21 protein-coding genes are annotated in these 23,958 nt (G+C 63.3%); 11 read left to right on the plus strand and 10 right to left on the minus strand.

The window, feature by feature from the left end; genetic code table 11:
- Positions 1–153: 153 nt before the first annotated feature.
- Positions 154–1,026, plus strand: a complete 873-nt coding sequence (gene yghU / locus Q0687_RS19470; protein WP_298879957.1) for a glutathione-dependent disulfide-bond oxidoreductase — start codon at positions 154–156, stop codon at positions 1,024–1,026.
- 45 nt (positions 1,027–1,071) lie between these two features.
- Here the strand turns inward: yghU and Q0687_RS35840 are convergent, their stop codons facing one another.
- From Q0687_RS35840 to Q0687_RS19500, 5 genes are all read right to left on the minus strand, one after another.
- Positions 1,072–1,797 (minus strand): N-acetyltransferase, encoded by a 726-nt coding sequence (locus Q0687_RS35840; RefSeq protein WP_363323962.1) that lies wholly within the window; start codon positions 1,795–1,797, stop codon positions 1,072–1,074.
- 20 nt (positions 1,798–1,817) lie between these two features.
- Positions 1,818–2,435: a flavin reductase family protein gene (locus Q0687_RS19485; RefSeq protein ID WP_298879959.1), complete on the minus strand. Its 618-nt coding sequence runs from the start codon at positions 2,433–2,435 to the stop codon at positions 1,818–1,820.
- A 78-nt stretch (positions 2,436–2,513) separates the two neighbouring features.
- Positions 2,514–3,791, minus strand: coding sequence for an acyl-CoA dehydrogenase family protein (locus Q0687_RS19490; RefSeq protein WP_298879960.1), 1,278 nt, complete (start codon positions 3,789–3,791; stop codon positions 2,514–2,516).
- 291 nt (positions 3,792–4,082) lie between these two features.
- Positions 4,083–4,463: a VOC family protein gene (locus Q0687_RS19495; protein ID WP_298879961.1), complete on the minus strand. Its 381-nt coding sequence runs from the start codon at positions 4,461–4,463 to the stop codon at positions 4,083–4,085.
- A gap of 119 nt (positions 4,464–4,582) precedes the next feature.
- Complete coding sequence (locus Q0687_RS19500; protein WP_298879962.1) at positions 4,583–5,362, minus strand: SDR family oxidoreductase; 780 nt, start codon at positions 5,360–5,362, stop codon at positions 4,583–4,585.
- Positions 5,363–5,556: 194 nt separating this feature from the next.
- Between Q0687_RS19500 and Q0687_RS19505 the strand changes: the two genes are divergently transcribed.
- From Q0687_RS19505 to Q0687_RS19515, 3 genes are read left to right on the plus strand one after another with little or no spacing between them, the layout of a single operon-like run.
- Positions 5,557–6,345: an enoyl-CoA hydratase/isomerase gene (locus Q0687_RS19505; RefSeq protein ID WP_298879963.1), complete on the plus strand. Its 789-nt coding sequence runs from the start codon at positions 5,557–5,559 to the stop codon at positions 6,343–6,345.
- Entirely contained in the window at positions 6,342–7,328 is a 987-nt protein-coding gene (locus Q0687_RS19510; protein ID WP_298879964.1) for a phosphotransferase family protein, read from the plus strand. Before Q0687_RS19505 ends, Q0687_RS19510 begins: the two co-directional genes overlap by 4 nt.
- Before the next feature lie 3 nt (positions 7,329–7,331).
- Complete coding sequence (locus tag Q0687_RS19515) at positions 7,332–7,703, plus strand: DUF6285 domain-containing protein (protein WP_298879965.1); 372 nt, start codon at positions 7,332–7,334, stop codon at positions 7,701–7,703.
- A gap of 119 nt (positions 7,704–7,822) precedes the next feature.
- On the opposite strand, the gene Q0687_RS19520 is transcribed toward Q0687_RS19515, so the two are convergent.
- Positions 7,823–8,602, minus strand: coding sequence for an enoyl-CoA hydratase-related protein (locus Q0687_RS19520; protein WP_298879966.1), 780 nt, complete (start codon positions 8,600–8,602; stop codon positions 7,823–7,825).
- 209 nt (positions 8,603–8,811) lie between these two features.
- Here Q0687_RS19520 and Q0687_RS19525 point away from each other — a divergent pair, with 209 nt between their 5' ends.
- On the plus strand, positions 8,812–10,086 hold the full coding sequence (locus Q0687_RS19525) for an acyl-CoA dehydrogenase family protein (protein ID WP_298879967.1): 1,275 nt from the start codon (positions 8,812–8,814) through the stop codon (positions 10,084–10,086).
- A gap of 141 nt (positions 10,087–10,227) precedes the next feature.
- Here the strand turns inward: Q0687_RS19525 and Q0687_RS19530 are convergent, their stop codons facing one another.
- Together Q0687_RS19530 and Q0687_RS19535 are read right to left on the minus strand one after the other, a co-directional pair.
- Entirely contained in the window at positions 10,228–11,808 is a 1,581-nt protein-coding gene (locus tag Q0687_RS19530; protein ID WP_298879968.1) for a fatty acid--CoA ligase, read from the minus strand.
- A gap of 263 nt (positions 11,809–12,071) precedes the next feature.
- Positions 12,072–12,944, minus strand: a complete 873-nt coding sequence (locus Q0687_RS19535) for an SDR family oxidoreductase (protein WP_298879970.1) — start codon at positions 12,942–12,944, stop codon at positions 12,072–12,074.
- Between the two features lie 104 nt (positions 12,945–13,048).
- Here Q0687_RS19535 and Q0687_RS19540 point away from each other — a divergent pair, with 104 nt between their 5' ends.
- Entirely contained in the window at positions 13,049–13,858 is an 810-nt protein-coding gene (locus Q0687_RS19540; protein ID WP_298879972.1) for a crotonase/enoyl-CoA hydratase family protein, read from the plus strand.
- 116 nt (positions 13,859–13,974) lie between these two features.
- On the plus strand, positions 13,975–15,519 hold the full coding sequence (locus tag Q0687_RS19545; RefSeq protein ID WP_298879973.1) for an acyl-CoA synthetase: 1,545 nt from the start codon (positions 13,975–13,977) through the stop codon (positions 15,517–15,519).
- Positions 15,520–15,545: 26 nt separating this feature from the next.
- Here Q0687_RS19545 and glgX read toward each other — a convergent pair whose 3' ends face one another.
- Positions 15,546–17,663 (minus strand): glycogen debranching protein GlgX, encoded by a 2,118-nt coding sequence (gene glgX / locus Q0687_RS19550; protein WP_298879974.1) that lies wholly within the window; start codon positions 17,661–17,663, stop codon positions 15,546–15,548.
- Positions 17,664–17,880: 217 nt separating this feature from the next.
- Between glgX and Q0687_RS19555 the strand changes: the two genes are divergently transcribed.
- The 4 genes from Q0687_RS19555 (at position 17,881) to ppc (ending at position 22,848) form a co-directional block, all read left to right on the plus strand.
- Entirely contained in the window at positions 17,881–18,285 is a 405-nt protein-coding gene (locus Q0687_RS19555) for a YccF domain-containing protein (protein WP_254130048.1), read from the plus strand.
- Positions 18,286–18,410: 125 nt separating this feature from the next.
- Positions 18,411–19,388 (plus strand): ABC transporter substrate-binding protein, encoded by a 978-nt coding sequence (locus Q0687_RS19560; protein WP_298879981.1) that lies wholly within the window; start codon positions 18,411–18,413, stop codon positions 19,386–19,388.
- 95 nt (positions 19,389–19,483) lie between these two features.
- On the plus strand, positions 19,484–19,888 hold the full coding sequence (locus Q0687_RS19565) for a VOC family protein (protein ID WP_298879984.1): 405 nt from the start codon (positions 19,484–19,486) through the stop codon (positions 19,886–19,888).
- 170 nt (positions 19,889–20,058) lie between these two features.
- On the plus strand, positions 20,059–22,848 hold the full coding sequence (gene ppc / locus Q0687_RS19570; RefSeq protein WP_298879985.1) for a phosphoenolpyruvate carboxylase: 2,790 nt from the start codon (positions 20,059–20,061) through the stop codon (positions 22,846–22,848).
- Between the two features lie 126 nt (positions 22,849–22,974).
- Here the strand turns inward: ppc and Q0687_RS19575 are convergent, their stop codons facing one another.
- Positions 22,975–23,889: an SDR family oxidoreductase gene (locus Q0687_RS19575; RefSeq protein WP_298879987.1), complete on the minus strand. Its 915-nt coding sequence runs from the start codon at positions 23,887–23,889 to the stop codon at positions 22,975–22,977.
- Positions 23,890–23,958 lie beyond the last annotated feature (69 nt).

Raw genomic sequence — 23,958 nt, forward strand, 5'->3', positions numbered from 1 at the left:
CGATGGCGCATTCCGCCCGCCACCATGCAACGCCGGTTGACCGGATGCATGGCCCTGGTCTGAGGTGCGCGTGGGGCGCAGAGCCGGCGGGGCTTGCCATCAGCCGCCCGCGGGCTAATTAATGCAGGCGCATCTTTTCGCCGGAGCCCTCGCATGACCGACGCCCCCTACGTGCCGCCCAAAGTCTGGACCTGGAACAAGGAGAATGGCGGTCAGTTCGCCAGCATCAACCGGCCCATCGCCGGCCCCACCCATGACAAGGAGCTGCCGGTCGGCAAGCATCCCTTCCAGCTCTACTCCCTGGCGACGCCAAACGGGGTGAAGGTCACGGTGATGCTTGAGGAGCTGCTGGCGCTCGGCCACAAGGGCGCCGAATATGACGCCTGGCTGATCAAGATCGGCAACGGCGACCAGTTCGGCAGCGGCTTTGTCGACATCAACCCGAATTCGAAGATTCCGGCGCTGATGGACCGCTCCGGCCCTGAACCGATCCGTATCTTCGAATCCGGCTCGATCCTGTTCTACCTCGCCGAAAAGTTCGGCGCCTTCCTGCCGAAGGACATCAAGGCGCGCACCGAGGCGATGTCGTGGCTGTTCTGGCAGATGGGCAGCGCGCCCTATCTCGGCGGCGGCTTCGGCCATTTCTACGCCTACGCACCGTTCAAGATCGAATACGCCATCGATCGCTTCGCGATGGAGGTCAAGCGTCAGCTCGACGTGCTCGACCGCCGCCTTGCCGACAATGAATACCTCGCGGGCGAGGAGTATACGATCGCCGACATGGCCGTGTGGCCGTGGTACGGCGCGCTCGCCAAGGGGCTGGTCTACGGCGCCGGCGAATTCCTGTCCGTGCAGGACTACAAGAACGTGCAGCGCTGGACTGATGAGATCGCCAAGCGCCCCGCGGTGAAGCGCGGCCGCATGGTCAACCGCGTCTCCGGCGATCCCGCCAGCCAGCTCCACGAGCGCCACGACGCATCCGATTTCGAGACCAAGACGCAGGACAAGGTCGCGCCGGCGACGTAGGTCTCGTCCTTCACCTCGCCCCGCAAGCGGGGCGAGGGCGTACGATCAATCCGGCAACATCTCGCCGGACCCGCCGAGTTCCGCCGGCAGATCGGCGTATTTCGGCAAGCCATCCCTGACCGACACCATCTTGCTCGCGTAGTTCGCATGCAGGGTCGGGTGGTGCTTGTAGCCCTTCAGCAGGTTGGCATAGACGTCGATCAGCCGCATCCGCGGGTGTTCGGTCATGACATGACCGCCGCATGTCCTGCAGAATTTGCGATAGGAGTGCTCGGTCTTGTTGAAAGACCCAAGCTCCGCCTCGCCCTTGATGACGCGCACGCTGTCAGACTTCCATAAACTGAAGGCGTTCATCGGCGCGGCCGACCAGGCCTGGCAATCGGCACAATGGCAATAGCCGGCGAATACCGGCTTGCCCGTCACCTCGACTTCGACGGCTCCGCAAAAGCAGCCGGCCCGATAGGTCGCGAGCGGCTCCGCATGGGTGCTCTCGCCCTCGGCAAGTAGATCGTTATATCCGGGGTTCTTGCTCAGGAAATTGCGGATGAAGTCGCACTCGACGAACAGCCTTCGTTCCTGTCCGCGTACCGCGTCCAGCGTGGCGCGGCCGAGCTTTGAACCGATACCGCGGCCGCCGAGCTCGGGCGGCACCTCGGTGTGTACCAGCGTGATGACGCCGTCGGCCTTGCGATAGGTGACGAAGGCGACCACTCCGTCGACATCGAGCTCGAACCGGCTGCGCTCGTCATTGTCGCGAAAGGCTTCCGGCATCGTCTCTCTCCACGGTGCGGTTACTTGCTCTTCGCGCCTTCAGCCGCGGGAAACACCACGCGGTCATCGGTGCGGCAGTAGCGGTCGGCGAACATGCGGCCGATCGGGTGATAGCGCTCCATATGCACCCGCATCGCCTTGTCGTCCCAGAGTTCGTCGCGGATGTGGAAGTGAATGCCTTCGCCCATGATCAGACGGCGATCGTCGTTGACGTCGATCATCTTCCAGAGCTTGCATTCCATCGCCCAGGGGGTGTCGGCCAGGCGCGGCACGGCGATCTTCGTGGAAGGCGCGAGCTTCAGCCCGAGATAATCGGGCTCGCCGATTTCAGGCGGAAAATCGCCGCTGGACTCATGCATGGCGCGCGCCAGCGGCTCGTCGGCGAGGTTGACCACGAACTCGCCGGTTCGCTGGATGTTGAGGAAGGTGTCCTTGTCCTGTCCGTTCGGCTTGCGGTTCGCCGCGAACATGCAGAGCGGCGGATCCTCGCAAAACGCATTGAAAAAGCTGAAAGGGGCAGCGTTGACGATGCCGGATGGCCCCACAGACGTCACCCACGCGATCGGCCGCGGCAAGATGAAAGACGTCAGCACCTTGTAGCGCTCGCGTGGCGTCAGGTCGCTGGCGGCGTAGTCCATTGACTTCCTTTCCGTCTTGCGATCTCGCTCACCCCAACCCTCTCTCCGCAAGAACGGGGAGAGGGAGAGGAGGACCTTTCACGCCATGCTCAGCTCGTGGCGGCCGACCACCATCCAGTGCACTTCGTCCGGACCGTCGGCGAAGCGGAGGTGGCGGACGTCCTGGTACATTTCGGCGAGCGGGGTCCAGTGCGAGATGCCTGTGGCGCCGTGCATCTGGATCGACTGGTCGATGATCTTGCAGGCACGCTCGGGCACCATGGCCTTGACCATGGAGACCCAGACGCGGGCCTCCTTGTTGCCGAGCACGTCCATCGCTTTGGCGGCCTTCAGCACCATCAACCGCATCGCCTCGATCTCGCAGCGGGCTTGCGCGATGATCTGCATGTTGCCGCCGAGATGGGCGATCTTCTTGCCGAAGGCTTCGCGGGTGAGGCCACGCTGCACCATCAGGTCCAGCGCCTTCTCGGCCTTGCCGATCGTGCGCATGCAGTGATGGATGCGGCCCGGCCCCAAGCGGAGCTGCGAGATCTCGAAGCCGCGGCCTTCACCGAGCAGCATGTTCGCCTTCGGCACGCGCACATTGTTGAAGCGCATGTGCATGTGGCCGCGCGGCGCATGGTCCTGGCCGAACACGTACATGGGCCCGAGCACCTCGACGCCGGGCGTGTCGCGCGGCACCAGGATCTGCGACTGCTGCTTGCTTGGCGCCGCATCCGGATTGGTCTTCACCATCACGATGAGAATCTTGCAGCGGGGGTCGCCGAGGCCGGAGATGTAATACTTCTCGCCGTTGATGACCCATTCGTCGCCGACGAGCTTTGCGGTGGTCGAGATGTTCTTGGCGTCGGAGGAGGCGACGTTCGGCTCGGTCATGACATAGGCCGAGCGGATCTCGCCGTTCATCAGCGGCTTCAGCCACTTCTCCTTCTGCTCCTTGGTGCCGACGCGCTCCAGCACCTCCATGTTGCCGGTGTCGGGCGCCGAGCAGTTCATGGTCTCGGACGCCAGCGGGCTCTTGCCGAGTTCGGAGGCGATATAGGCGTAGTCGAGGTTCTTCAGGCCCTGGCCGGTCTCGTCATCGGGCAGGAAGAAATTCCAGAGGCCTTCCTTCTTGGCCTTGTTCTTGGCGACCTCGAGCACCTCGAGCTGCTTCGGCGTGAAGCTCCAGCGATCCTCCTTGCCTTCGCCGGCCTTGGCGAACTCGATCGACATCGGCTCGACCGTCTCGCGGATGAACTTCTTGACGTGATCGTAGAGCGGCCGGACCTGGTCCGACATCCTGAGGTCATTGAGCTCATCGCCGGGATTGAGCGTGTAGTTGGTGGTGCGGGGAATGTAGCTGTGCTTTGTCATTGTTCCTCCCGGGAGCGCTGAGATCATATTGGCCGGGAGAATAGTCGCAGCGCCACGAAAGTGCGAGCGCGTATTTTCTCGCGCAAGCCATGCCATGCCATGGAATTTTCGCGGGGCGTTTGAAATGTTGTTTGAATGGGGGCGCGGACGTGACGTGGATAGAGTACGGACCCGTGCCCAGGATTCCGTCATTGCGAGCGCAGTGAAGCAATCCAGAATCTTACCGCCGCGACAGTCTGGATTGCTTCGTCGCAAGAGCTCCTCGCAATGACGAGGAGAGATCGGCATTCCTCAGCTCGGCATCCGATGCATCGCACAGATCTTGTTGCCGTCGGGATCGCGCAAATAGGCGAGATAAAGCTTGTTCCCCGCGCCCTCGCGGATGCCGGGCGGGTTTTCGATCGGCGTACCGCCAGCGGCGACGCCGGCGGCGTGCCATTTGTCGACCTGCTCAGGCGAGTTGGCGGCAAAGCCGATGGTGCCGCCGTTGGCGCAGGTCGCCGGCTCGCCGTTGATCGGCTTCGTCACCGAGAACACACCGGTCTTGGTGAAATAGAAGATGCGATAGCCGTCGACCTTGGCGGGGCGCACCTCGAGCGTGCTCAGCAGTTGGTCGTAGAACGTCTTGGCCTTGTCGAGGTCGTTGGTGCCGATCATGATGTGCGAAAACATTTGCCTTCCCCCTCTGCGCTACAAATTTGGAATCCGTAGGGTGGGCAAAAGCGCAGCGTGCCCACCACATGGAATTGGTGGGCACGGCGCAAGAGCGCCTTTGCCCACCCTACGAGATCTCAAAACGCCGTATAGCCGCCGTCGATCACGAACGTATCGGCCGTGTGATACGACGAGGCCTTGCTCATCAGATACACGGCGATGCCGCCGAAATCGCTGGCCTCGCCGAAGCGCCGCATCGGAATCCGCGGCATCACGTTGGCGACGAACTTTTCGTTGGCCATGATGCCCGCGGTCATGTCGCTCTTGATCCAGCCGGGCAGGATCGCATTCGCGGTGACGCCATGGCGCGCGAGCTCGACGCCGAGGGCGCGCACCAGCGCGTTGATGGCGGCTTTGGTCGCGGCGTAGTGCTCGTTGCGCGCGGTGCCGAAGATCGAGGCGAGGCTCGAGGTCGCGACCAGCCGGCCGAACGGATCACCCGCATTGGCCCGATCGGTCATATGCTTCGCCGCGGCCTGGAACGCGTGAAATACGCCGTCGAGATTGGTCGCAAACATCGTGCGCCATTCCTCCTCGGTGCGCTCGATGAACGACCTGCGGCCGCCGCCGCCGATGCCGGCATTGGCGAAACAGCCGTCGACCCGGCCGAAGGTGTCAAGTGTCGCCTTCATCGCCGCATTGACGGAAGCGGGATCAGTGACGTCGCAGACGCGGGTGTCGATCTTGCCTGAAAGCCCCGCCATGCTCGCGGCAGCAGCTTTGTTCTTGTCAGCATTGCGGCCCCAGATCGAGACGTTGCAACCCTGGCCGGCCAGCGCCTGTGCGATGCCGAGCCCGATACCGCCATTGCCGCCGGTGATCACGGCGACACGGCCGGTGAGATCGAAAAGGTTCATGGCGCGTTTCCTGTATTCTTGGCGGGTTTCTTGGCGTGATGCGCATCAGCCGGTGCGCGCAAGATCGTGCGATATGACGGTGGGGTATGCTTTGGCCACCATGGACAAGACGGCGCCAAAAATCAAATATGCGTTCCGGCAAAAGCTAATTCCGGTCTGCGAAACATAGGCAGGCCGTAACTGACGAGGAAACGATGCAGTTCAAACACGTCACGCTCGAATTCGATGGTTCGGTCGCGATCCTCAAGCTCGACCATCAGGAGGTGATGAACGCGGTCTCCGTGGACATGCTGGGTGGCCTCTCCGATGCGCTCGATGCGATCGAGGAAAAAAGGGACGAGGTGCGCTGCGTCGTGCTGACCGGCGCTGGACGTGCGTTCTGCACGGGGGCGAATCTTCAGGGCCGCAACAACCAGTCGAAGAAGAGCAAGGCGGGCCTGACGCTGGAAACCGGCTTTCATCCGTTCCTGCGCCGCATCCGCAATCTGCATTGCCCGATCGTAACGGCGGTCAACGGCCCCGCCGCCGGCGCCGGCATGAGCTTCGCGCTGCTTGGCGATATGATCTTGTGCGCGCGTTCCTCCTACTTCCTCCAGGCCTTCCGTCGCATCGGCCTCGTGCCGGATTGCGGCTCGACCTGGCTGTTGCCGCGTCTGATCGGCAAGGCGCGCTCGGTCGAGCTGTCACTGATGGGCGAGCGCCTGCCGGCCGAGAAGGCGCTGGAATGGGGGCTCGTCAATCGCGTCTATGACGACGGCGTTTTGATGGAGGAGGCGATGAAGCTCGCGCACGATCTCGCCAGCGGGCCGACGATCGCGCTGTCGCTGATCCGCAAGCTCTATTGGGACAGCCCGGAGAATTCGTTCGAGGAGCAGCTCAATCTCGAATTCCAGTGCCAGCTCCGTGCCGGCGATACGCAGGATTTTCGCGAAGGTGTCGGCGCATTCCTCGAGAAGCGCCCCGCGCAGTTCAAAGGCAAATGATCGAGGCGGAGCTCTCCCGCAGCGTCCGGCGCTGGTGTCCAGGTGCGACCGGCGCGACCTCCGCGGCAAAGCTGTCGGGTGGCGCCAGTCAGGAGACCTGGCGCTTCGATATCGTCCATCCCGATGGGCCGATCGGTGCGATCCTGCGGCGCTCGCCGAAGGGCTATGGGGCGGCGCCGACGCGTGCAGCGGGGCTCGCGGCCGAAGCGCAGCTGATGCAGCTCGCTTACGAGGCCGGCGTGCCGTCGCCGCGCGTGATGCATGTGCTGGCGCCGGAGGACGATCTCGGCACCGGCTTCATCATGCAGCGGGTCGAGGGCGAGACCATCGCCCGCAAGATCCTTCGTGACGATGAATTCGCTGCGGCGCGGCCGCTGCTGGCGCGGCAGATTGGCGGCATCCTTGCTGGCTTGCATCGGCTCCCGCAGGATAAATTGCCCGAGCTGCGCAGCAGGTCGGCGACGCAGGAGATCTCCGAGTTCGACCGAGACTATCGCAGTCTGAACTGGCCAAAGCCGGTTTTCGAGCTCGCGCTGCGCTGGCTGCGCGACCACGATCCCGGCCCCTCGACTGAGGTGACGCTGGTGCACGGCGATTTCCGCAACGGCAATCTCATCATCGGCCCCGACGGCGTGCGCGCCGTGCTCGACTGGGAGCTCGCCCATCTCGGCGATCCCATGGAGGATCTCGGCTGGGTCTGCGTCAACTCCTGGCGTTTCGGCGAGATCGACAAGCCCGTCGGCGGCTTTGGCTCGCGCGAGGAGCTGTTCGCCGGCTATGAGGCGGCAGGCCGCAAGGTCGATCCGGTACGGGTGAAATTCTGGGAAGTCATGGGCACGCTACGTTGGGGCATCATGTGCGGCGGGATGATGCAGCGGTTCCGCGAGGGGCCCGATCATTCCATGGAACGCGCCATGATCGGGCGCCGCGCCTCGGAGACCGAGATCGATCTCTTGCGGCTGCTCGCGCCGCGGGAAGGATAGGCCATGCAGGACGAACCGAACCCGATCGAGCTGACCAAGGCGGTCGCCGATTTCCTCCGCAATGACATCACGCCGTTGATATCAGGCCATCAGGGCTTCAAGCTGCGCGTTGCCATCAACATCCTCGACCTCGTCACGCGCCAACTGACGCAGGAGGAGGGCAGCGATGCGAAGGAAGTCGAGCGGTTGCGTGCGCTGCTTGGTGTCGACGGCTCAGTTACTGACCTTAATCGTGCACTCGCCGAGCGTATCGCCAAGGGTGAGGTCGATCTGACAACGCCGGGGCTTGCAGAGCATCTGTGGGCGACCACGATGGAGAAGCTCGCCGTCGATCAGCCGAACTATGCGTCCTACAAGCGGGAACTTGGGAGGTAGGCGGGCTACGCCCGCTCTCTCCCCGTCATTGCGAGGAGCGAAGCGACGAAGCAACCCAGACTGTTTCCGGGGAGCGATTCTGGATTGCTTCTACGCTCGCAATGACGGCGGAGAAACCTTTACTTCCCCACCCATTTCGGCGGCCGCTTCTCCGAGAACGCCTTCGGGCCCTCGATGTAATCCTGCGAGGCCACCATCGCCTTCACCGCCGGGTACTCCCGCTGCTCCTCGATCGCCTGCTCCAGCGACACGGCGAGTCCTTTCCGGATGGTCTGCTTCGAGGCCCGGATCGACATCGGCGAGTTCTTGGTGATCATCTCTGCCCAGCGCAGCGCGCCGGCGAGGGCCTCGCCCTGCGGCACCACCTCGTTGACGAAGCCGAGCTCATGACCCTCCTTGGCGCTGACATGGCGCGCGGTGAGGATCATGCCCATGGCGCGCTTCAGGCCGATCTGCCGTGGCAGCCGGTGCAGGCCACCGGCGAGCGCGGCGAGGCCGACGCGTGGCTCAGGCAGGGCGAAGGTCGCGTTCTCCGATGCGATGATCAGATCGCAGGCCAGCGCGATTTCGAAACCGCCACCCATGGCGACGCCGTTGACCGCAGCGATGATCGGCTTGTCGCAGTCGAATCGCGCAGTGAGGCCGGCAAAGCCGCCCTTGTCCCATCCGCGCTTGCCGCCGGCCGCCTGCCACTTCAGATCATTGCCGGCGCAGAATGCCTTGTCGCCGGCGCCGGTGACGACCGCGACCCATTGCGCGGGGTCCGCGGCGAAATCGTCGAAGACCTTGTTGAGCTCGAAATGCGCATCGATGTGCAGCGCGTTATAGACCTCGGGCCGTGACAGCGTGACGATCGTGATCGGTCCCTTGCGTTCCACCTTCGAAAACTTCAGCTCCATCGCGCGCTCCCGCAGTTTCTCATGAATATTGGCGTCATACTACCGCGCGTCAGCGCCGCCGCACCATTGAATTGCGCGGGTGCGCCTTGCGCGCTTCACACGCGTCGGCTTGCTTGACTTGCGCGCGCTCTTCTCACCTTAATCGTGCGAAGCAAAGACGCGACTAGCGCCTTAACGCAAAACGATAAAACCAATCCGGGAGAGAATCTGTGGATTTCTCATTGCCTGCCGATCTCGTCGCCTATCTCGGAGAGCTCGACCGTTTCATCGAGCGCGAGATCAAGCCGCTGGAACAGGCCGACGACAACATCCGCTTCTTCGATCATCGCCGCGAATGGGCGCGCACCGATTTCGAGAATGGCGGCCTGCCGCGGCATGAATGGGAAGGGCTGCTGCGCAAGGCGAAGGACCTCGCGGATGCCGCCGGCCACTTACGCTTTCCGGTGCCGAAGCAATATGGCGGCAAGGACGGCTCCAATCTCTGGATGGCCGTGATCCGCGAGCATTTTGCCGCGAAGGGTCTCGGCCTGCACAATGACCTGCAGAACGAGCACTCCATCGTCGGCAATTTCCCTGTCGTCACCATGCTCGACCGCTACGGCCGCGACGACCAGAAGGCGATGATCGACGGCTCGATCAAGGGCAAGTACCGCATCACGTTTGGTTTGACGGAGCCGCATCACGGCTCGGACGCCACGCACATGGAAACGCGCGCGGTGCCGGCTGTCAGAGACAACGTCAAGGGCTGGATCATCAACGGCGAGAAGATGTGGACGACGGGAATGCATGTCGCCACGCATTGCGCGCTGTTCGCGCGCACGTCGGGTAATGACGGCGATGCCCGCGGCATCACCTGCCTCCTGGTGCCGGCCAAGAGCCATGGTGTGAAGGTCGAGGAATACATGTGGACCTTCAACATGCCGACCGACCATCCCCGTGTCAGCTTTACGGATGTGTTCGTGCCTGAAGACGCGCAGTTCGGCGAGGTCGGCCGCGGCCTGTCGCTGGCGCAATGCTTCGTGCACCAGAACCGCATTCGCCAAGCGGCAAGCTCGCTCGGCGCTGCAGTCTACTGCATCAACGAGAGCGTTAAGTATGCGCGCGAGCGAAAGCCGTTCGGCAAGGCGCTTGCGGAGAACCAGGCGATCCAGTTCCCGCTGGTCGAACTCGCGACGCAGGCCGAGATGCTGCGTCTGTTGATCCGCAAGACCGCCTGGGAGATGGACCAGCTCACCGAGGAGCAGGTCGAGCGCACGCTCTCCGACCGCGTCTCGATGTGCAACTACTGGGCAAATCGCCTTTGTTGTGAATCGGCCGACCGGGCCATGCAGGTCCATGGCGGCATGGGCTATTCACGCCACAAGCCGTTCGAGCACATCTATCGCCATCACCGTCGCTACCGCATCACCGAAGGCAGCGAAGAGATCCAGATGCGCAAGGTGGCGGGGTTCTTGTTCGGCTATATGGGGCCGGGGAAACATTGAGGCTCCCACCGGTTTGGTAGGGTGGGTTAGCCAGGCAGATGCGCGAAGCGGATCTGCTCGGTGTAACCCACCAACTTCCATCCGCGCGGGTAGTAAAGAGGTGGGTTACGCCTGCGGCTAACCCACCCTACGGCACCACGCTCAATTCACCCGCCGGTCCTTCCCCGCCCAATACGGCTCGCGCAACTGTCGCCGCAAGATCTTGCCACTCGGATTCCTCGGCAACGCCGGCAGGAACTCCACGCTCTTCGGCGTCTTGAAGCCGGCGATGCGCTCGCGGGTGAAGTTGATGATGTCGGTCGCGGTGGCCTGCTTGCCGGGCTTCATCACCACGACGGCTTTGACGGCTTCGCCCCATTTCTCGTCGGGCACGCCGATCACCGCGGCTTCCGCGACATCAGGGTGATCGCACAGTGCGCTCTCGACCTCGGCCGGGTAGATGTTCTCGCCGCCCGAGATGATCATGTCCTTGATGCGGTCGTGAATGTAGAGATAGCCGTCCTCGTCCATGTAGCCGGCATCGCCCGTGCGCAGCCAGCCGTCGCTGCGCAGCGTCGAGGCGGTGGCCTCAGGCAAATTCCAGTAGCCGGCCATGTTGGAGCCCGAGCGCGTCGCGATCTCGCCGACCTGGCGCGGTGGCAGCGGTTTGCCGTCCGCATCCAGGATCGCGATCTCCACGCCCGGCAGCGCCTTCCCGGCAGAGCGCATCCGCTCTAGGCCCTCGACGTGGTCCTCCGGCGGCAGCGCGACGATGGTGCCTGTCGTCTCCGTCATGCCGTACATCTGCACGAAGCCGCATTTGAAAACCTCGATGCATTCCTTCAGCAGCGCGGCCGGAATGGGGGAGGCGCCGTACAGCATGTATTTCAATCTTGAGAAGTCGACCGTCCTGGCGCGCGGCTGCCGCACCACAAACTGCATTGCCGCCGGCACCATGAACAGTTTCGTGATGCCCGACTGCTCGAAGAAATCCAGCACCTTGGTCGGGTCGAACTCGCGCGCTATCACGCCGCGAGCGCCGTGATAGAGGCCCATCACGCCCCAGCCGGAGCCGCCGATATGAAAGATTGGCATCGCGACCAGCGAGACATCATCGGTCGACCATCGGTTCCATTCCGGCTTGTCCTCGGCATTGCCTGTCTGCACCAGGTTGAGGAAATTCGCGTGGCTGAGCATCGCGCCCTTCGGCTTGCCCGTAGTGCCCGATGTGTAGAGTTGGATCGCGATATCGCGGGTGTCGATCGGCACCTTCGGATCATTGCCGCTCTGCGCATCGCGCCACGCGGCAAAGTCCTGCCATTCCGGTGCGCCGCCCTCGGTCGTGATGACGGTGCGCACGCTCGGCAGCTGATCCTCGATCTGGCGGACTTGCGTGATGAACTCCGGTCCGACGAACAGAACCGGCGCCTTGCAATCGGCAACAATAAACGCGACTTCGGGGCCCGCGAGCCGCCAGTTCACCGGCGCCATCACGACGCCGGCCTTGATCGCGCCCATCAGCAGCTCGAAGTAGAGATCGCTGTTCTTGCCGAGATAGGCGATGCGGTCGCCCTTCTTCACGCCCATCGCGATCAGGGCATTGGCAACCTTGTTGGTGCTGATGTCGAACTCGGCAAAGCTGGTGACACGACCCTCGAACTCATAGGCGATGGCGTTGCCGCGGCTTTTCGCGCGCTCGCGCACCATGTCGGCGAGGTTCGCCAGTTTCGGTGATGCGGACATGTCTCTCCCGTTGGCGTTTTGTTTTTATACCAGGGAGTGTGGCGTCATCTGCGGGGGAAGACAAGGTGGGGTGATTGAAGCGACGTACTCTGAATGCGTCGTCCCGGCGAAGGCCGGGACCCATAACCACTAAACGCAATTTGGCGAAGACTGGTCATGACCAATCTTCGCCAAACCAAATTCGGTGGCTATGGGTCCCGGCCTTCGCCGGGACGACGGTGGAGCGTGGAGCAACCTTCGCGCTTCTCACTACGGAGGAGGTATCACCCCCGCTTCGCGCGGTCCTTTTCGTTCTGGGCCATGATGCTCTCGCGCGCGGTCTTCCAGTCGTCGTCGCTCCAGTCGCGGAGCTGGTAGAAATTGCCGCCCATGGCGAGCGCCTGCGCGCCGTCCATCGCAATGGTCTCGCCGTTGATCCAGTCGCAGCCGCCGGAGATCAGGAACACCGCGAGGTTCTGCAATTCCTCCATGGTGCCGACGCGGCCCATCGGGTTCATCGCCTTGGTGCGCGCGCCGGCTTCGTCACCGGGCTTGATGCGCTTGCTCATGCCTTCAGTCGGGATCTCGCCTGGCGCGATGGTGTTGAGGCGGATGCCGTGGCGGCCCCATTCGGTCGCGAGCGACATGGTCATGGCGTGGATCGCCGACTTGCTCATCGCCGAGGGCACGACGTAGGGCGAGCCGTTGCGCACCCAGGTCACGGTGATCGAGACGACGTTGCCGGGCTGCTTCAAGGCGATCCAGCGCTTGCCGACCGCTTGCGTCACGTAGAACGTGCCGTGCATGACGATGTTGGCAACGGCATCGAAGCCGCGCGGCGAGAGCTCTTCCGTGCGCGAGATGAAATTGCCTGCGGCATTGTTGATGAGATCGGTCAGCGGCGCATCGCGAAAGATGGTCTCGATCATTTCCTCGACCGCGAGCGCGTTGCGGATGTCGACACCGTGGCTGGTGACGCGGCCGCCATACTCGCTCATCAGCTCGATCGCAGTCTCGTCGCAAACGATCTTGCGCCGACCGCAGATGTGCACCTCGGCGCCGAGCTGAAGGAAGCGCGCCGCCATGGACTTGCCGAGCCCTGTGCCGCCGCCGGTCACGAGAATGCGCCGCCCAGCCAGAAGATTTTCCTTGAACATGGCTGTTTCTCCCGTACGTATCGTCAGTTAATTGGTCGATTGACTAAATCCGGCCGTCAGCTTTCTGTAAAGCGGCACCGAACAAGAACAGGGAGAATTCATCCATGGAAGAGCGCGTCTCGATCTCGATCTCGGAAGGCGTTGCCGACGTGCGCCTGGTGCGTGCGGACAAGATGAATGCGCTCGATCAGGCCATGTTCGAGGCGCTTGTCGCGGCAACGGAGCGGCTTTCGAAGGAAAAAGGCGTGCGCGTCGTCGTGCTGTCAGGTGAGGGCCGCGCCTTCTGCGCCGGTCTCGACATGGGGCGTTTTGCCGCCATGAAGGAGAAGGGCGGCAACGGAATTCCGGGTGGCGAAAATCGCGATCTCACCAAGCGTACGCACGGGCTGGCGAACTTTCCGCAACAGGCGGTATGGGGATGGCGCCAGCTTCCGGTTCCTGTGATCGCGGCGGTACATGGCGTCGCCTTCGGCGGCGGCTTCCAGCTCTCGCTCGGCGCCGACATGCGTTTCCTGAGCCCCGACGCGCGGATGTCGATCATGGAAATCAAATGGGGCCTCGTTCCTGACATGGCGGGAACGCCGATCCTGGCTTCGCTGGTGCGCGACGACATCTTGCGCGATCTCACCTACACCGGCCGCATCTTCTCGGCGCAGGAGGCGATGGCTTACGGCCTCGCCACGCGCATCTGTGATGATCCGCGCGCTGCCGCGCTTGAAGTGGCGCGGGAGATCGCGGGCAGGAGCCCCGATGCGATCCGCGCGGCGAAGCGGCTGCTCAACAATCTCTCGGTCGATCCTGGCCCGGCGCTGCTCGCGGAGTCGGTGGAACAGCAAAAGCTGATCGGTAGCGCGAACCAGACGGAAGCGGTCCGCTCCAATCTGGAGAAGCGCGCGGCGAAGTATGCGGACTAACCGTCTATCGTTCCGGGACGGTCCGAAGGACCAGACCCGGAACCTCGAGATTCCGGGCTCGATGCTTCGCATCGCCCCGGAATGACAGTCGCTAACGACAACAAAGAAAAACAAGCATGAGCGAAACGTCCAACTTCCTTGGCATCGTCTCCGGCGATCGACACCGTTCTCACGCCGACGTCGCGGCCCGCGCTGATCGCATCGCGTCCGGTCTCGCCAGGATCGGCGTCAGGCAAGGTGATTGCGTCTGCATGCTGATGCGCAACGACATCGCCTTCCTCGAGGCCGCCTACGCCGCGATGCGGCTGGGCGCCTATGGCGTGCCGATCAACTGGCACTTCAAGCCCGAGGAGATCAACTACATCCTGGGCGATACCGGCACATCCGTGCTGATCGGGCATGCCGACATGCTACACGCCTTGCGCGATGCCATACCGAAAGGTGTCACCGTTCTCAGCGTGCCGACGCCGCCGGAGATATTGTCCAATTACAAGATCGATCCCGATCACCTGAAGACGCCGGACTTCGCGATCGACTTCGAATCCTGGCTCGCGCAACTCGAGCCCTATGACGGCCCGGTCGTGCCGCAGCCGATGAACATGATCTACACGTCGGGCACGACAGGCCACCCCAAGGGGGTGCGGCGCAATGCGCCAACGCCGGAGCAGCAGGCGGCCGGCGAGCGAATGCGCGCGATGATCTATGGCCTCAAGCCCGGTGCCCGCGCGATCCTGCCGGGCCCGCTCTATCATTCCGCGCCGAACTCGTTCGGCATCCGCGCTGGCAAGCTCGGCGGCGCGCTCGTGCTGATGCCGCGCTTCGAGGCGGAAGAATTTCTGCAGCTGATCGAGCGCTACAGAATCGACACCATCTTCATGGTGCCGACCATGTTCATCCGCCTGATGAAACTGCCGGAGGAGGTCCGTAAAAAATACGACGTCTCCTCGCTTCGCCACATCATCCACGCCGCCGCGCCCTGTCCGGCCGACGTCAAGCGCGCGATGATCGAGTGGTGGGGCCCGGTGATCTACGAATTCTACGGCTCGACCGAATCCAGCGCCGTGACCTTCGCGACTTCAGAGGATGCGCTGAAGAAGCCCGGCACGGTCGGCAAGGTCTCGCCCGGCGCCGAGTTGCGCTTCATCGGCGACGACGGACGCGTGCTCGGCGTCGGTGAGATCGGCGAGATCTATTCCCGCGTGCTAGACATGGCCGACTTCACCTATCACAACAAGCCGGAGAAGCGGGCCGAGATCGACCGCGACGGCTTCATCACCTCGGGCGACGTCGGCTATATCGACGACGATGGTTACGTCTTCATCTGCGATCGCAAGCGCGACATGGTGATCTCGGGCGGCGTCAATATCTATCCGGCTGAAATCGAGTCGGTGCTGCACGCCGTCCCGGGCGTGCATGACTGCGCCGTGTTCGGCATCCCCGACGCCGAGTTCGGCGAGGCGCTGATGGCGGTAGTCGAGCCGCAACCTGATGTCACGCTCGGTGTCGCCGACATCCGTGCGCGACTGAAGAGCTCGCTCGCCGACTACAAGGTGCCGAAGCATATCGAGATCCGCACGGGCCTGCCGCGCGAAGATTCCGGAAAAATCTTCAAGCGGCGCCTGCGCGATCCCTATTGGGAGCAGGCAGGGCGGAAGATCTGACGGCTGTCACGTTCGTTGGCGTGCGCCTAGACCAGCTCGCCGCCGACGAACAGCAGGAACGAGCGGCCCGGCACCTTGTAGACGCTGTCGAACTCGAACCGGGCGCCGGATGCGCCGTCGGCGGCATTGGTGTCGAGCAGCAGCGACCAGCACGGTCCGGCCGTGGTCTGCGGCAGCTTGAAATCGACCTCGCCCTCATAAGCGTTGAGGATGATCAGCACGCTGTCGTCCTCGCCATGGCGCGGGATGGCCGTTTTGCGTGCGCGGCCGTCGAGCATGGCGCCGAAGCATTTCAGCCAGCCGCTTTCCCACTCGGCGCTCGACATCTCGCTGCCATTGGCATTGATCCAGACGACATCGCGGATGTCGAGCTGCGCATCGTGCACGCCGGTGAGGAAGCGGCTGCGGCGCAGGATCGGATAGTCGCGCCGGAGCTGGATCACACGCTTGGTGAACGCGAGCAGCTTTTGCGCATCCTCGCCCATGGTCCAGTCGAACCAGGAGATGTCGCTGTCCTGGCAGTAGGCGTTGTTGTTGCCCTGCTGGGTCCTGCCAAATTCGTCGCCGCCGAGCAGCATCGGCGTTCCCTGCGAGAGCAGCAGGGTGGCCAGCATGTTACGCTTTTGCCGCTCGCGCAGCGCAATGACATCCTTGTTGTCGGTCGGGCCTTCGACGCCGCAGTTCCAGGAGCGGTTGCTGGAATTGCCGTCGCGGTTGCCCTCGCCATTGGCTTCGTTGTGCTTGTCGTTATAGCTCGCCCAATCGTTCAGCGTGAAACCGTCATGAGCCGTGATGAAGTTGACGCTCGCCCATGAGCGCCGTCCGCCCCAGCGGCCGAAGATGTCGCCGGAGCCCAGCAGCCGCGCGGCGAGCGCGGATGGCGGCGCTTCGCCGCGCCAATAATCGCGTGCCGTGTCGCGATATTTGTCGTTCCACTCGGCCCAGCCGGGCGGGAAGCCGCCGACCTGGTAACCACCGGGTCCGCAGTCCCAGGGTTCGGCGATCAGCTTGACGGTCGAGAGCAGCGGATCCTGGTCCATCGCCTTCAGAAATCCGCTCTGCTCGTCGAAGCCGTAGACCTCGCGCGCGAGAATGGTGCCGAGATCGAAGCGAAAGCCGTCGATATGCATATGGCCGGCCCAATAGCGCAAACTGTCCATCACCATCTGGATCACGCGCGGATGCGACAGGTTGACGGTGTTTCCGGTGCCGGTGTCGTTGATGTAGTAGCGCTTGCGGTCGGGCAGGAGGCGATAATAGCTCGCATTGTCGATGCCCTTGAAGGACAGTGTCGGCCCGAGCTCGTTGCCTTCGGCGGTGTGGTTGTAGACGACGTCGAGGAACACCTCGAGCCCGGCGCCGTGCAGTTTCGAGACCATCTCCTTGAACTCGCGCAGGGAGTTCGGCACGTCGGAGGCGTAGCGCGGGTCGGGCGCGAAGAAGCCGATGGTGTTGTAGCCCCAATAATTGACCAGGTTCTTCTTCAGAAGATTGTCGTCGTTGATGAAGGAATGCACCGGCAACAGCTCGATCGAGGTCACGCCGAGCGAGGTCAGGTGCGCGATCATCTCGGGCGCGGCAAAGCCGGCATAAGTGCCGCGCAGGTTCTCCGGCACCGCGGGATGCTTCTTTGTAAAGCCCTTGACGTGGGTCTCGTAGACGATGGTCTCGTCCCAATGAACATTCTGACGGGCCGCCTCGGCCTGCCAGTCGAAATCAGGATCGACCACGACGCATTTCGGCATGAACGGCGCGCTGTCGCGCTCGTCGAAGGTGGTGTCGTCGCCCGTCTCCATGATGTAGCCGAACACGGCGGGATTCCAGGTCAGGCTTCCCGCATGCGCGCGGGCATAGGGATCGAGCACCAGCTTGTTGGGGTTGAAGCGATGCCCTGCATCGGGCTGATAGGGCCCGTAGACGCGGTAGCCGTAAAAGGTGCCGGGACCGACGCCGGCGATGTACCCGTGGAAGACCTGGTCGGTATATTCCGGCAGCTCGAAGCGGTGCGTCTCGCGATCGCCGTCGTACAGGCAGACCACCACCTTGGTGGCATTGGCTGAAAACACCGCGAAGTTGGTGCCGTTGCCGCTCCAATGGGCACCCAGCGGATAAGGCAGGCCTTCCTCGATGACGAAATCGGACATGTGAATCCCCCTGGGGCCCCGATGGCCGCGACCGGCAACGCCATTGCGCCCTGAATGTTTCAAGCGCCTTGCCATTCTGGGCGCTGCGTACGTCAATTCAATGAACAGCGAACGGCGGACGCTATTTCAGGCAATCACGTAAGGCGGGCCGGCGGCGTCTTCGCACCGACGGGTTTAGCACCTATATAGGCGGGGTCATCGACCCGCGGATAAAGCCATGTCCCCCGTTTCCATCCTGCTCAACCTGATCTGGATTCTCATCGGCGGCGCCTGGATGGCGTTCGGCTGGCTGGTGGCCTCGGTCATCATGGCCATCACCATCATCGGCCTGCCCTGGGCGCGGGCGGCGTTCAACATCGCTATTTACACGCTGCTGCCGTTCGGCTCGCGTGCGGTCAATCGCGACGAGGTTACCGGCATGAGCGACATCGGTACCGGCGCCCTCGGTGTGATCGGCAATATCATCTGGCTCGTGCTGGCCGGCTGGTGGCTGGCGCTCGGCCACCTCCTGACGGCCGTGCTCTTTGCCATCACCATTATCGGCCTTCCCTTCGCCTGGGCCCATCTGAAGCTCGCGGGCATCGCGCTCTGGCCGATCGGCAAGGTGATTGTGCCGGCGTAAAATCCGCTTCGGAGGCTTCGGCCTGCGAGACCAAGCGGCGTTGCCGCGCACCTCCGGCGAACCACTTTCCACCCGGCGGACCAGCCGCTACGATGAGCCCGGACAGAACGTCGGAGGTGCCTGAAATGAGGCGTCGCGAGTTCGTGGCCCTTGTCGGCAGTTCACTGGCGGCGTTGCCCCTGATGGCGCGCGCTCAGCAACACAAAGTCGTGCACATTGGATATCTGATGGACCGCTCCGGACCACCGGGCGTGCTCGATCAGGGCTTTTTCGATGGCCTTCGCGAGCACGGGTATGTCCTGGGCCAGAATGCCGAGATCGAGTATCGGTGGACCGAAGGCAAGACCGAACGGCTTCTTGCCCTCGCGCGCGAGCTGGTCACAAGCAAGGTCGACATTATCGTCGTCGCTGGCGCGGATTCGACGAAGGCCGCAAAGCAGGCGACCGCGACCATCCCGATTGTCATGGCAAGCAGCCAAGATGCCGTTGGCGACGGCCTTGTCGCGAGCTTGGCACATCCCGGTGGCAACGTGACCGGGCGGTCCGTCTATGCGCCCGAACTGACATCCAAGCGGATCGAAATTCTCAAGGAAATGGTCCCAAACCTGACCAAGCTCGGGGTGCTCTGGAACAGGGACAATGTCGGAGCTGCGGGTCAGTTGCAGGAAGCAAGAATGGCCGGACAAGCGCTCGGCATCTCGATCGAATCGCTACCTGCGCAAATTCCTGATGGTCTGGACGAGGTGATGGCGAGAGCGGCAGAGCTCGGCGCGGGTGCGATCCTCATCGTCTCCGACAGCTCGACAATAGGTAATCGCGCGAAGATCGGCAGCTCTGCTCTACAACGCCATCTGCCTACAATCTTCGCCAACAAAGCGTATCTCAGTGGTGGCGGCTTGATGAGTTACGGTCCTGATATCGTCGAGAGTTTTCGGTTGGCTGTCGTTCACGTCGACAAGATTCTGAGGGGCGCAAATCCTGCAAGCTTGCCAGTCGAGCAGCCCACGAAGTTCGAGTACGTGATCAACATGAAGACGGCGAAAGCGCTCGAAATCGCGATCTCACCGGCGTTGCAGGCGCGCGCCGATGAGGTGCTCGAATAGCTTTCATGCTGTGGGCATAAGTCCACGTAGCCCCGCAAGCGATGCCTCGCTCTACCCGGCGCGTACACTCCTATTGAAATCGGAAGGAAAGAAACATGTTGGCAAACGCGAGGGTAGCCACCCGTCTTCCGGCCAAGGATCTTGATCGCGCGCGAGCATTCTATTCGGAGAAACTCGGGCTCGACCCGGTCGAGCAACGAGACGGCGGACTGCGCTATGTCTGCGCCGGCGGTGAGTTTGCAATATTCCTTTCGGCCGGTGCGCAATCCGGCACGCACACGCAGATGGGCTGGGAAGTCGAAGACCTCGAAACCACCGTGCGCGAGCTTCGCGCGCGGGGCGTGAAGTTCGAGGAATATGATCTGCCCGGCTTGAAGACTGTTAACGGGATTGCCGACATTGCCGGAAATTACCCGAGCAAGGGTATTGCTGAGCGAGGTGCCTGGTTTCGCGACAGCGAAGGCAACCTTCTCGGAATAGGGCAGCCTGTCCGGTCCTGAGAGCGGGATGGATCGCGTCTGACGATGCCTCGCGCTGCGGGGCGTTGCGGCGCATCGGGCCACGAAGGCCGGTGTGCGCCGCCACCAAGTTCATCTTGCGCTGCGGTAGAAAAATATCGCACACTCGGCCGGCCGGGGAGCCATTGGGAGCTCTACAAGAGGAGCGAGCCATGTCCCTCCAGACCGTACCGTCCGACGTCGATCAACGCCCGAACCGGCCTGAGGACGTCCAGGCGCTCGAGGCTGACGCGCGGCTGCGCGACGATATTCGCCTGCTCGGGCGCATCCTGGGCGACACGGTGCGCGACCAGGAGGGGGCCGATGTGTTCGACCTGGTCGAGCGTATCAGGCAGACCTCGATCCGGTTCCACCGCGACGAGGACCGGGTGGCCCGCCGCGAGCTCGAGCAGATCCTCGACAGCATGTCGACCTCGGAGACGGTGCGGATCGTCCGCGCCTTCAGCTATTTTTCCCACCTCGCCAACATCGCCGAGGATCAGAACAACATCCGCCAGATGCGCACCCGCAGCGCCGCCAGCGGCACCAGCGTGCTGGCGGAAACATTGGCCAACGCCAAGGCTGCCGGCATCGGCGCTGACGCGCTGCGCAGCTTCTTCAAGACCGCGCTGGTGAGCCCGGTGCTCACAGCGCATCCGACCGAAGTCCGCCGCAAGAGCACGATGGACCGCGAGATGGAGGTCGCAAGCCTCCTCGATCGCCGCGAGCGGGTCGCGCTGACCGCCGACGAGGCCGCCGCCAGCGACGAGCAGCTTCGCCGCGAGGTGCTGACGCTGTGGCAGACCAATCTGCTCCGCCGCACCAAGCTCACCGTACTCGATGAGGTCGCCAACGGCCTGTCGTTCTACGACTACACCTTCCTGCGCGAGGTGCCGCGGCTGGCCAACGCACTGGAAGACCGGCTGGAGGAGGGCGGCGTGCAAGCTGCCAGCGAGCTCGCTTCGTTCCTGAGGATGGGAAGCTGGATCGGCGGCGACCGCGACGGCAATCCCTTCGTCACCGCCGACGTGATGCGCGGCACGCTGCGGCTGCAGTCGAGCCGCGTGATGCAATTCTATCTGAACGAGTTGCACGTGCTCGGCTCGGAGCTGTCGATCGCGGCGCATCTCGCCGATGTCTCGGAGGAGCTGCGGACCCTGGCGGAGCGCTCGCCCGACACCTCGCCGCACCGGAGCGGCGAGCCCTACCGCCTCGCGGTCTCAGGCATCTATGCGCGCCTGACCGCGACCGCCGAAAAGCTCGAGGTCGAGATCACCCGCCGGCCGGTTGGCAAGGGCGCACCCTATGACAGCGTCAAGGAGCTGCAAGCCGATCTCGACGTGCTGCATCGCTCGCTGATCTCCAACAACGCCCGCGTCATCGCACGCGGGCGCTTACGGCTGCTCCGGCGCGCGGTGGATTGCTTTGGCTTCCATCTGGCGCGACTCGACATCCGCCAGAACTCGGCGGTGCACGAACGCACCATCGCCGAGCTGATGGACGCCGCCAATCCCGGCATGTCCTATCTCGCGCTCGGCGAAGACGCGCGTATCTCGCTGCTCACCAACGAATTGCGCTCGACGCGCGCGCTGGTGTCGCCCTTCGTCAAATACAGCGATGAGACCATGGGCGAGCTCAACGTCTTCCATGCGGCCGCGGAGGCGCATGCGAAGTTCGGCTCGGACGCCATTCCCCAATGCATCATCTCGATGTGCAAGGGCATGTCCGACATGCTCGAGGTCGCGGTGCTGCTCAAGGAGGTCGGCCTCGTTCATCCCTCCGGGCGCAGCGCCATCAACATCGTGCCGTTGTTCGAGACCATCGAGGACTTGCAGGCCTCTTCCGGCATCATGGATCGCATGCTGTCGCTGCACGATTACCGCCGCCTCGTCGACAGCCGCGGCAGCGTGCAGGAAGTCATGCTCGGCTATTCCGACAGCAACAAGGATGGCGGCTTCGTCACCTCGGGCTGGGAGCTCTACAAGGCCGAGATCGGGCTCGTCGACGTGTTCGAGCGTCATCACGTGCGGCTGCGGCTTTTCCACGGCCGCGGCGGCTCGGTCGGCCGCGGAGGCGGACCAAGCTATGACGCCATCGTCGCCCAGCCGGGCGGCGCCGTGAACGGCCAGATCCGCATCACCGAGCAAGGCGAGATCATCTCGTCGAAATATTCCAACGCCGAAGTCGGTCGTAACAATCTGGAGATCCTGGCCGCGGCGACGCTGGATGCGAGCCTGTTGCGGCCGCGCGAGAGCGCGCCGCGCCGCGAATATCTGATCGCGATGGACGAGCTTTCAAATCTCGCCTTCAAGGCCTATCGCGGCCTCGTCTACGAGACCGAGGGCTTCGTCGATTATTTCTGGTCGTCGACCGTAATCAACGAGATCGCGACGCTGAACATCGGCAGCCGTCCGGCCTCGCGCAAGAAGACCCGCGCGATTGAGGACCTTCGCGCGATTCCGTGGGTGTTCTCGTGGGCGCAGTGCCGGCTGATGCTGCCGGGCTGGTACGGCTTTGGCAGCGCGGTCGAGCAGTGGATCACCGAGCATCCCGACAAGGGCATGCCGTTCCTCAAAGAGCTCTACAAGCAGTGGCCGTTCTTCCGCATGTTGCTGTCGAACATGGACATGGTGCTCGCCAAGAGCTCGATCGCGATCGCCTCGCGCTATGCCGAGCTGGTGCCGGACGAGGCGTTGCGCGAAAAGATCTTCGGCCGCATCCGCCGCGAATGGCATTCCTGCATCGAGACGCTGCTCGACATCATGGGGCAGGACCGCCTGCTGCAGGGCAACCCGCTGCTCGAACGCTCCGTACGCCACCGCTTCCCCTATCTCGATCCGCTCAACCACGTCCAGGTCGAGCTGCTCAGGGCACATCGCGCGCAGAACCCGGATGAGCAGGTGTTGCGCGGAATTCAGCTGACGATCAATGGAATATCGGCGGGGCTGAGAAATACGGGGTAGGGAGTCATTCCGGGGCGATGCGAAGCATCGAACTATGGTGCGCAATTGCGCACCTGAGAATCTCGAGATTCCGGGTTCGGCTCTTCGAGCCGCCCCGGAATGACAACGAAAAGAATCAGCGCGACCTCACACCGGATCCCACGGGAAGATATCGGCGGAACGGTCGAGCTTGTAGAACGAGCCCTTCAACGCGGGCATGCCGTGCTCCGCGATCGACTGCGGGGTCCAGCCTTCGCTGCGATGAACCGAGCGCAACGGGCGGTTCTGGCTGAACAGGAACAGCTCGTTCATGCGCGCGCCGAAGATCTGGCCTGAGACATCCTTGGCGGCATCGGAGAGCAGATAGGCGCAGATCGGCGCGATCTTCTCGGGGCCCATCTGCTTGATCTTCTCGACCCGCGCCTTCTCGGCTTCAGTCTCGGTCGGGATGGTGCCGATCATGCGGGTCCAGGCAAACGGCGAGACGCAGTTGGAGCGCACGTTGAAGCGGCCCATGTCGAGAGCGATCGACTTGGAGAGGCCGACGATGCCGAGCTTGGCCGCGGCGTAGTTGGCCTGCCCGAAATTGCCGATCAGGCCGGAGGTCGACGTGAAGTGCACGAAAGAGCCGCTCTCCTGCTCACGGAAGATGCGCGCGGCGGCATGGCTGACGTAGAACGAGCCCATCAGATGCACCTTGATGACGGCCTCGAACGCTTCCACGCTCATCTTGTGGAAGATCATGTCGCGCAGGATGCCGGCATTGTTGACGACGCCATCCAGCTTGCCGAAGGCATCGGTCGCAGTCTTCACGATCTTGCTGGCGGGGATCGCTTCCGCGACCGACTCGAAATTGGCGACCGCCGTGCCGCCGCGCTTCTTGATCTCCTCGACCACCTCCTCGGCGGGCGTGGCGCTCGAACCGGCGCCATCGGCGGCCGCGCCGGGATCGTTGACGACGACCTTGGCGCCTTCGGCCGCGCAGAGCAGCGCGATCTCGCGCCCGATGCCGCGCCCGGCGCCGGTGACGATGATGACCTTGTCCTGCAGTGATTTGCTCATGTGGGTTCTCCTGTTGTCTCTGTCATTCCGGGGCGTGCGAAGCACGAACCTGGAATCTCGAGGTTCCGG

The sequence above is a fragment of the uncultured Bradyrhizobium sp. genome (assembly GCF_936928535.1).
Lineage (GTDB): Bacteria > Pseudomonadota > Alphaproteobacteria > Rhizobiales > Xanthobacteraceae > Bradyrhizobium.

Coding starts and splice junctions, on each gene's coding strand:
- glgX (WP_298879974.1), bottom strand. CDS start 17,663: ATGTCCGATTTCGTCATCGAGGAAGGCCTGCCTTATCCGCTGGGTGCC.
- Q0687_RS19505 (WP_298879963.1), top strand. CDS start 5,557: ATGCAGTTCAAACACGTCACGCTCGAATTCGATGGTTCGGTCGCGATC.
- Q0687_RS35840 (WP_363323962.1), bottom strand. CDS start 1,797: ATGCCGGAAGCCTTTCGCGACAATGACGAGCGCAGCCGGTTCGAGCTC.
- Q0687_RS19540 (WP_298879972.1), top strand. CDS start 13,049: ATGGAAGAGCGCGTCTCGATCTCGATCTCGGAAGGCGTTGCCGACGTG.
- Q0687_RS19495 (WP_298879961.1), bottom strand. CDS start 4,463: ATGTTTTCGCACATCATGATCGGCACCAACGACCTCGACAAGGCCAAG.
- Q0687_RS19485 (WP_298879959.1), bottom strand. CDS start 2,435: ATGGACTACGCCGCCAGCGACCTGACGCCACGCGAGCGCTACAAGGTG.
- Q0687_RS19515 (WP_298879965.1), top strand. CDS start 7,332: ATGCAGGACGAACCGAACCCGATCGAGCTGACCAAGGCGGTCGCCGAT.
- ppc (WP_298879985.1), top strand. CDS start 20,059: ATGTCCCTCCAGACCGTACCGTCCGACGTCGATCAACGCCCGAACCGG.
- Q0687_RS19530 (WP_298879968.1), bottom strand. CDS start 11,808: ATGTCCGCATCACCGAAACTGGCGAACCTCGCCGACATGGTGCGCGAG.
- Q0687_RS19555 (WP_254130048.1), top strand. CDS start 17,881: ATGTCCCCCGTTTCCATCCTGCTCAACCTGATCTGGATTCTCATCGGC.
- Q0687_RS19545 (WP_298879973.1), top strand. CDS start 13,975: ATGAGCGAAACGTCCAACTTCCTTGGCATCGTCTCCGGCGATCGACAC.
- yghU (WP_298879957.1), top strand. CDS start 154: ATGACCGACGCCCCCTACGTGCCGCCCAAAGTCTGGACCTGGAACAAG.
- Q0687_RS19500 (WP_298879962.1), bottom strand. CDS start 5,362: ATGAACCTTTTCGATCTCACCGGCCGTGTCGCCGTGATCACCGGCGGC.
- Q0687_RS19575 (WP_298879987.1), bottom strand. CDS start 23,889: ATGAGCAAATCACTGCAGGACAAGGTCATCATCGTCACCGGCGCCGGG.
- Q0687_RS19535 (WP_298879970.1), bottom strand. CDS start 12,944: ATGTTCAAGGAAAATCTTCTGGCTGGGCGGCGCATTCTCGTGACCGGC.
- Q0687_RS19490 (WP_298879960.1), bottom strand. CDS start 3,791: ATGACAAAGCACAGCTACATTCCCCGCACCACCAACTACACGCTCAAT.
- Q0687_RS19510 (WP_298879964.1), top strand. CDS start 6,342: ATGATCGAGGCGGAGCTCTCCCGCAGCGTCCGGCGCTGGTGTCCAGGT.
- Q0687_RS19560 (WP_298879981.1), top strand. CDS start 18,411: ATGAGGCGTCGCGAGTTCGTGGCCCTTGTCGGCAGTTCACTGGCGGCG.
- Q0687_RS19520 (WP_298879966.1), bottom strand. CDS start 8,602: ATGGAGCTGAAGTTTTCGAAGGTGGAACGCAAGGGACCGATCACGATC.
- Q0687_RS19565 (WP_298879984.1), top strand. CDS start 19,484: ATGTTGGCAAACGCGAGGGTAGCCACCCGTCTTCCGGCCAAGGATCTT.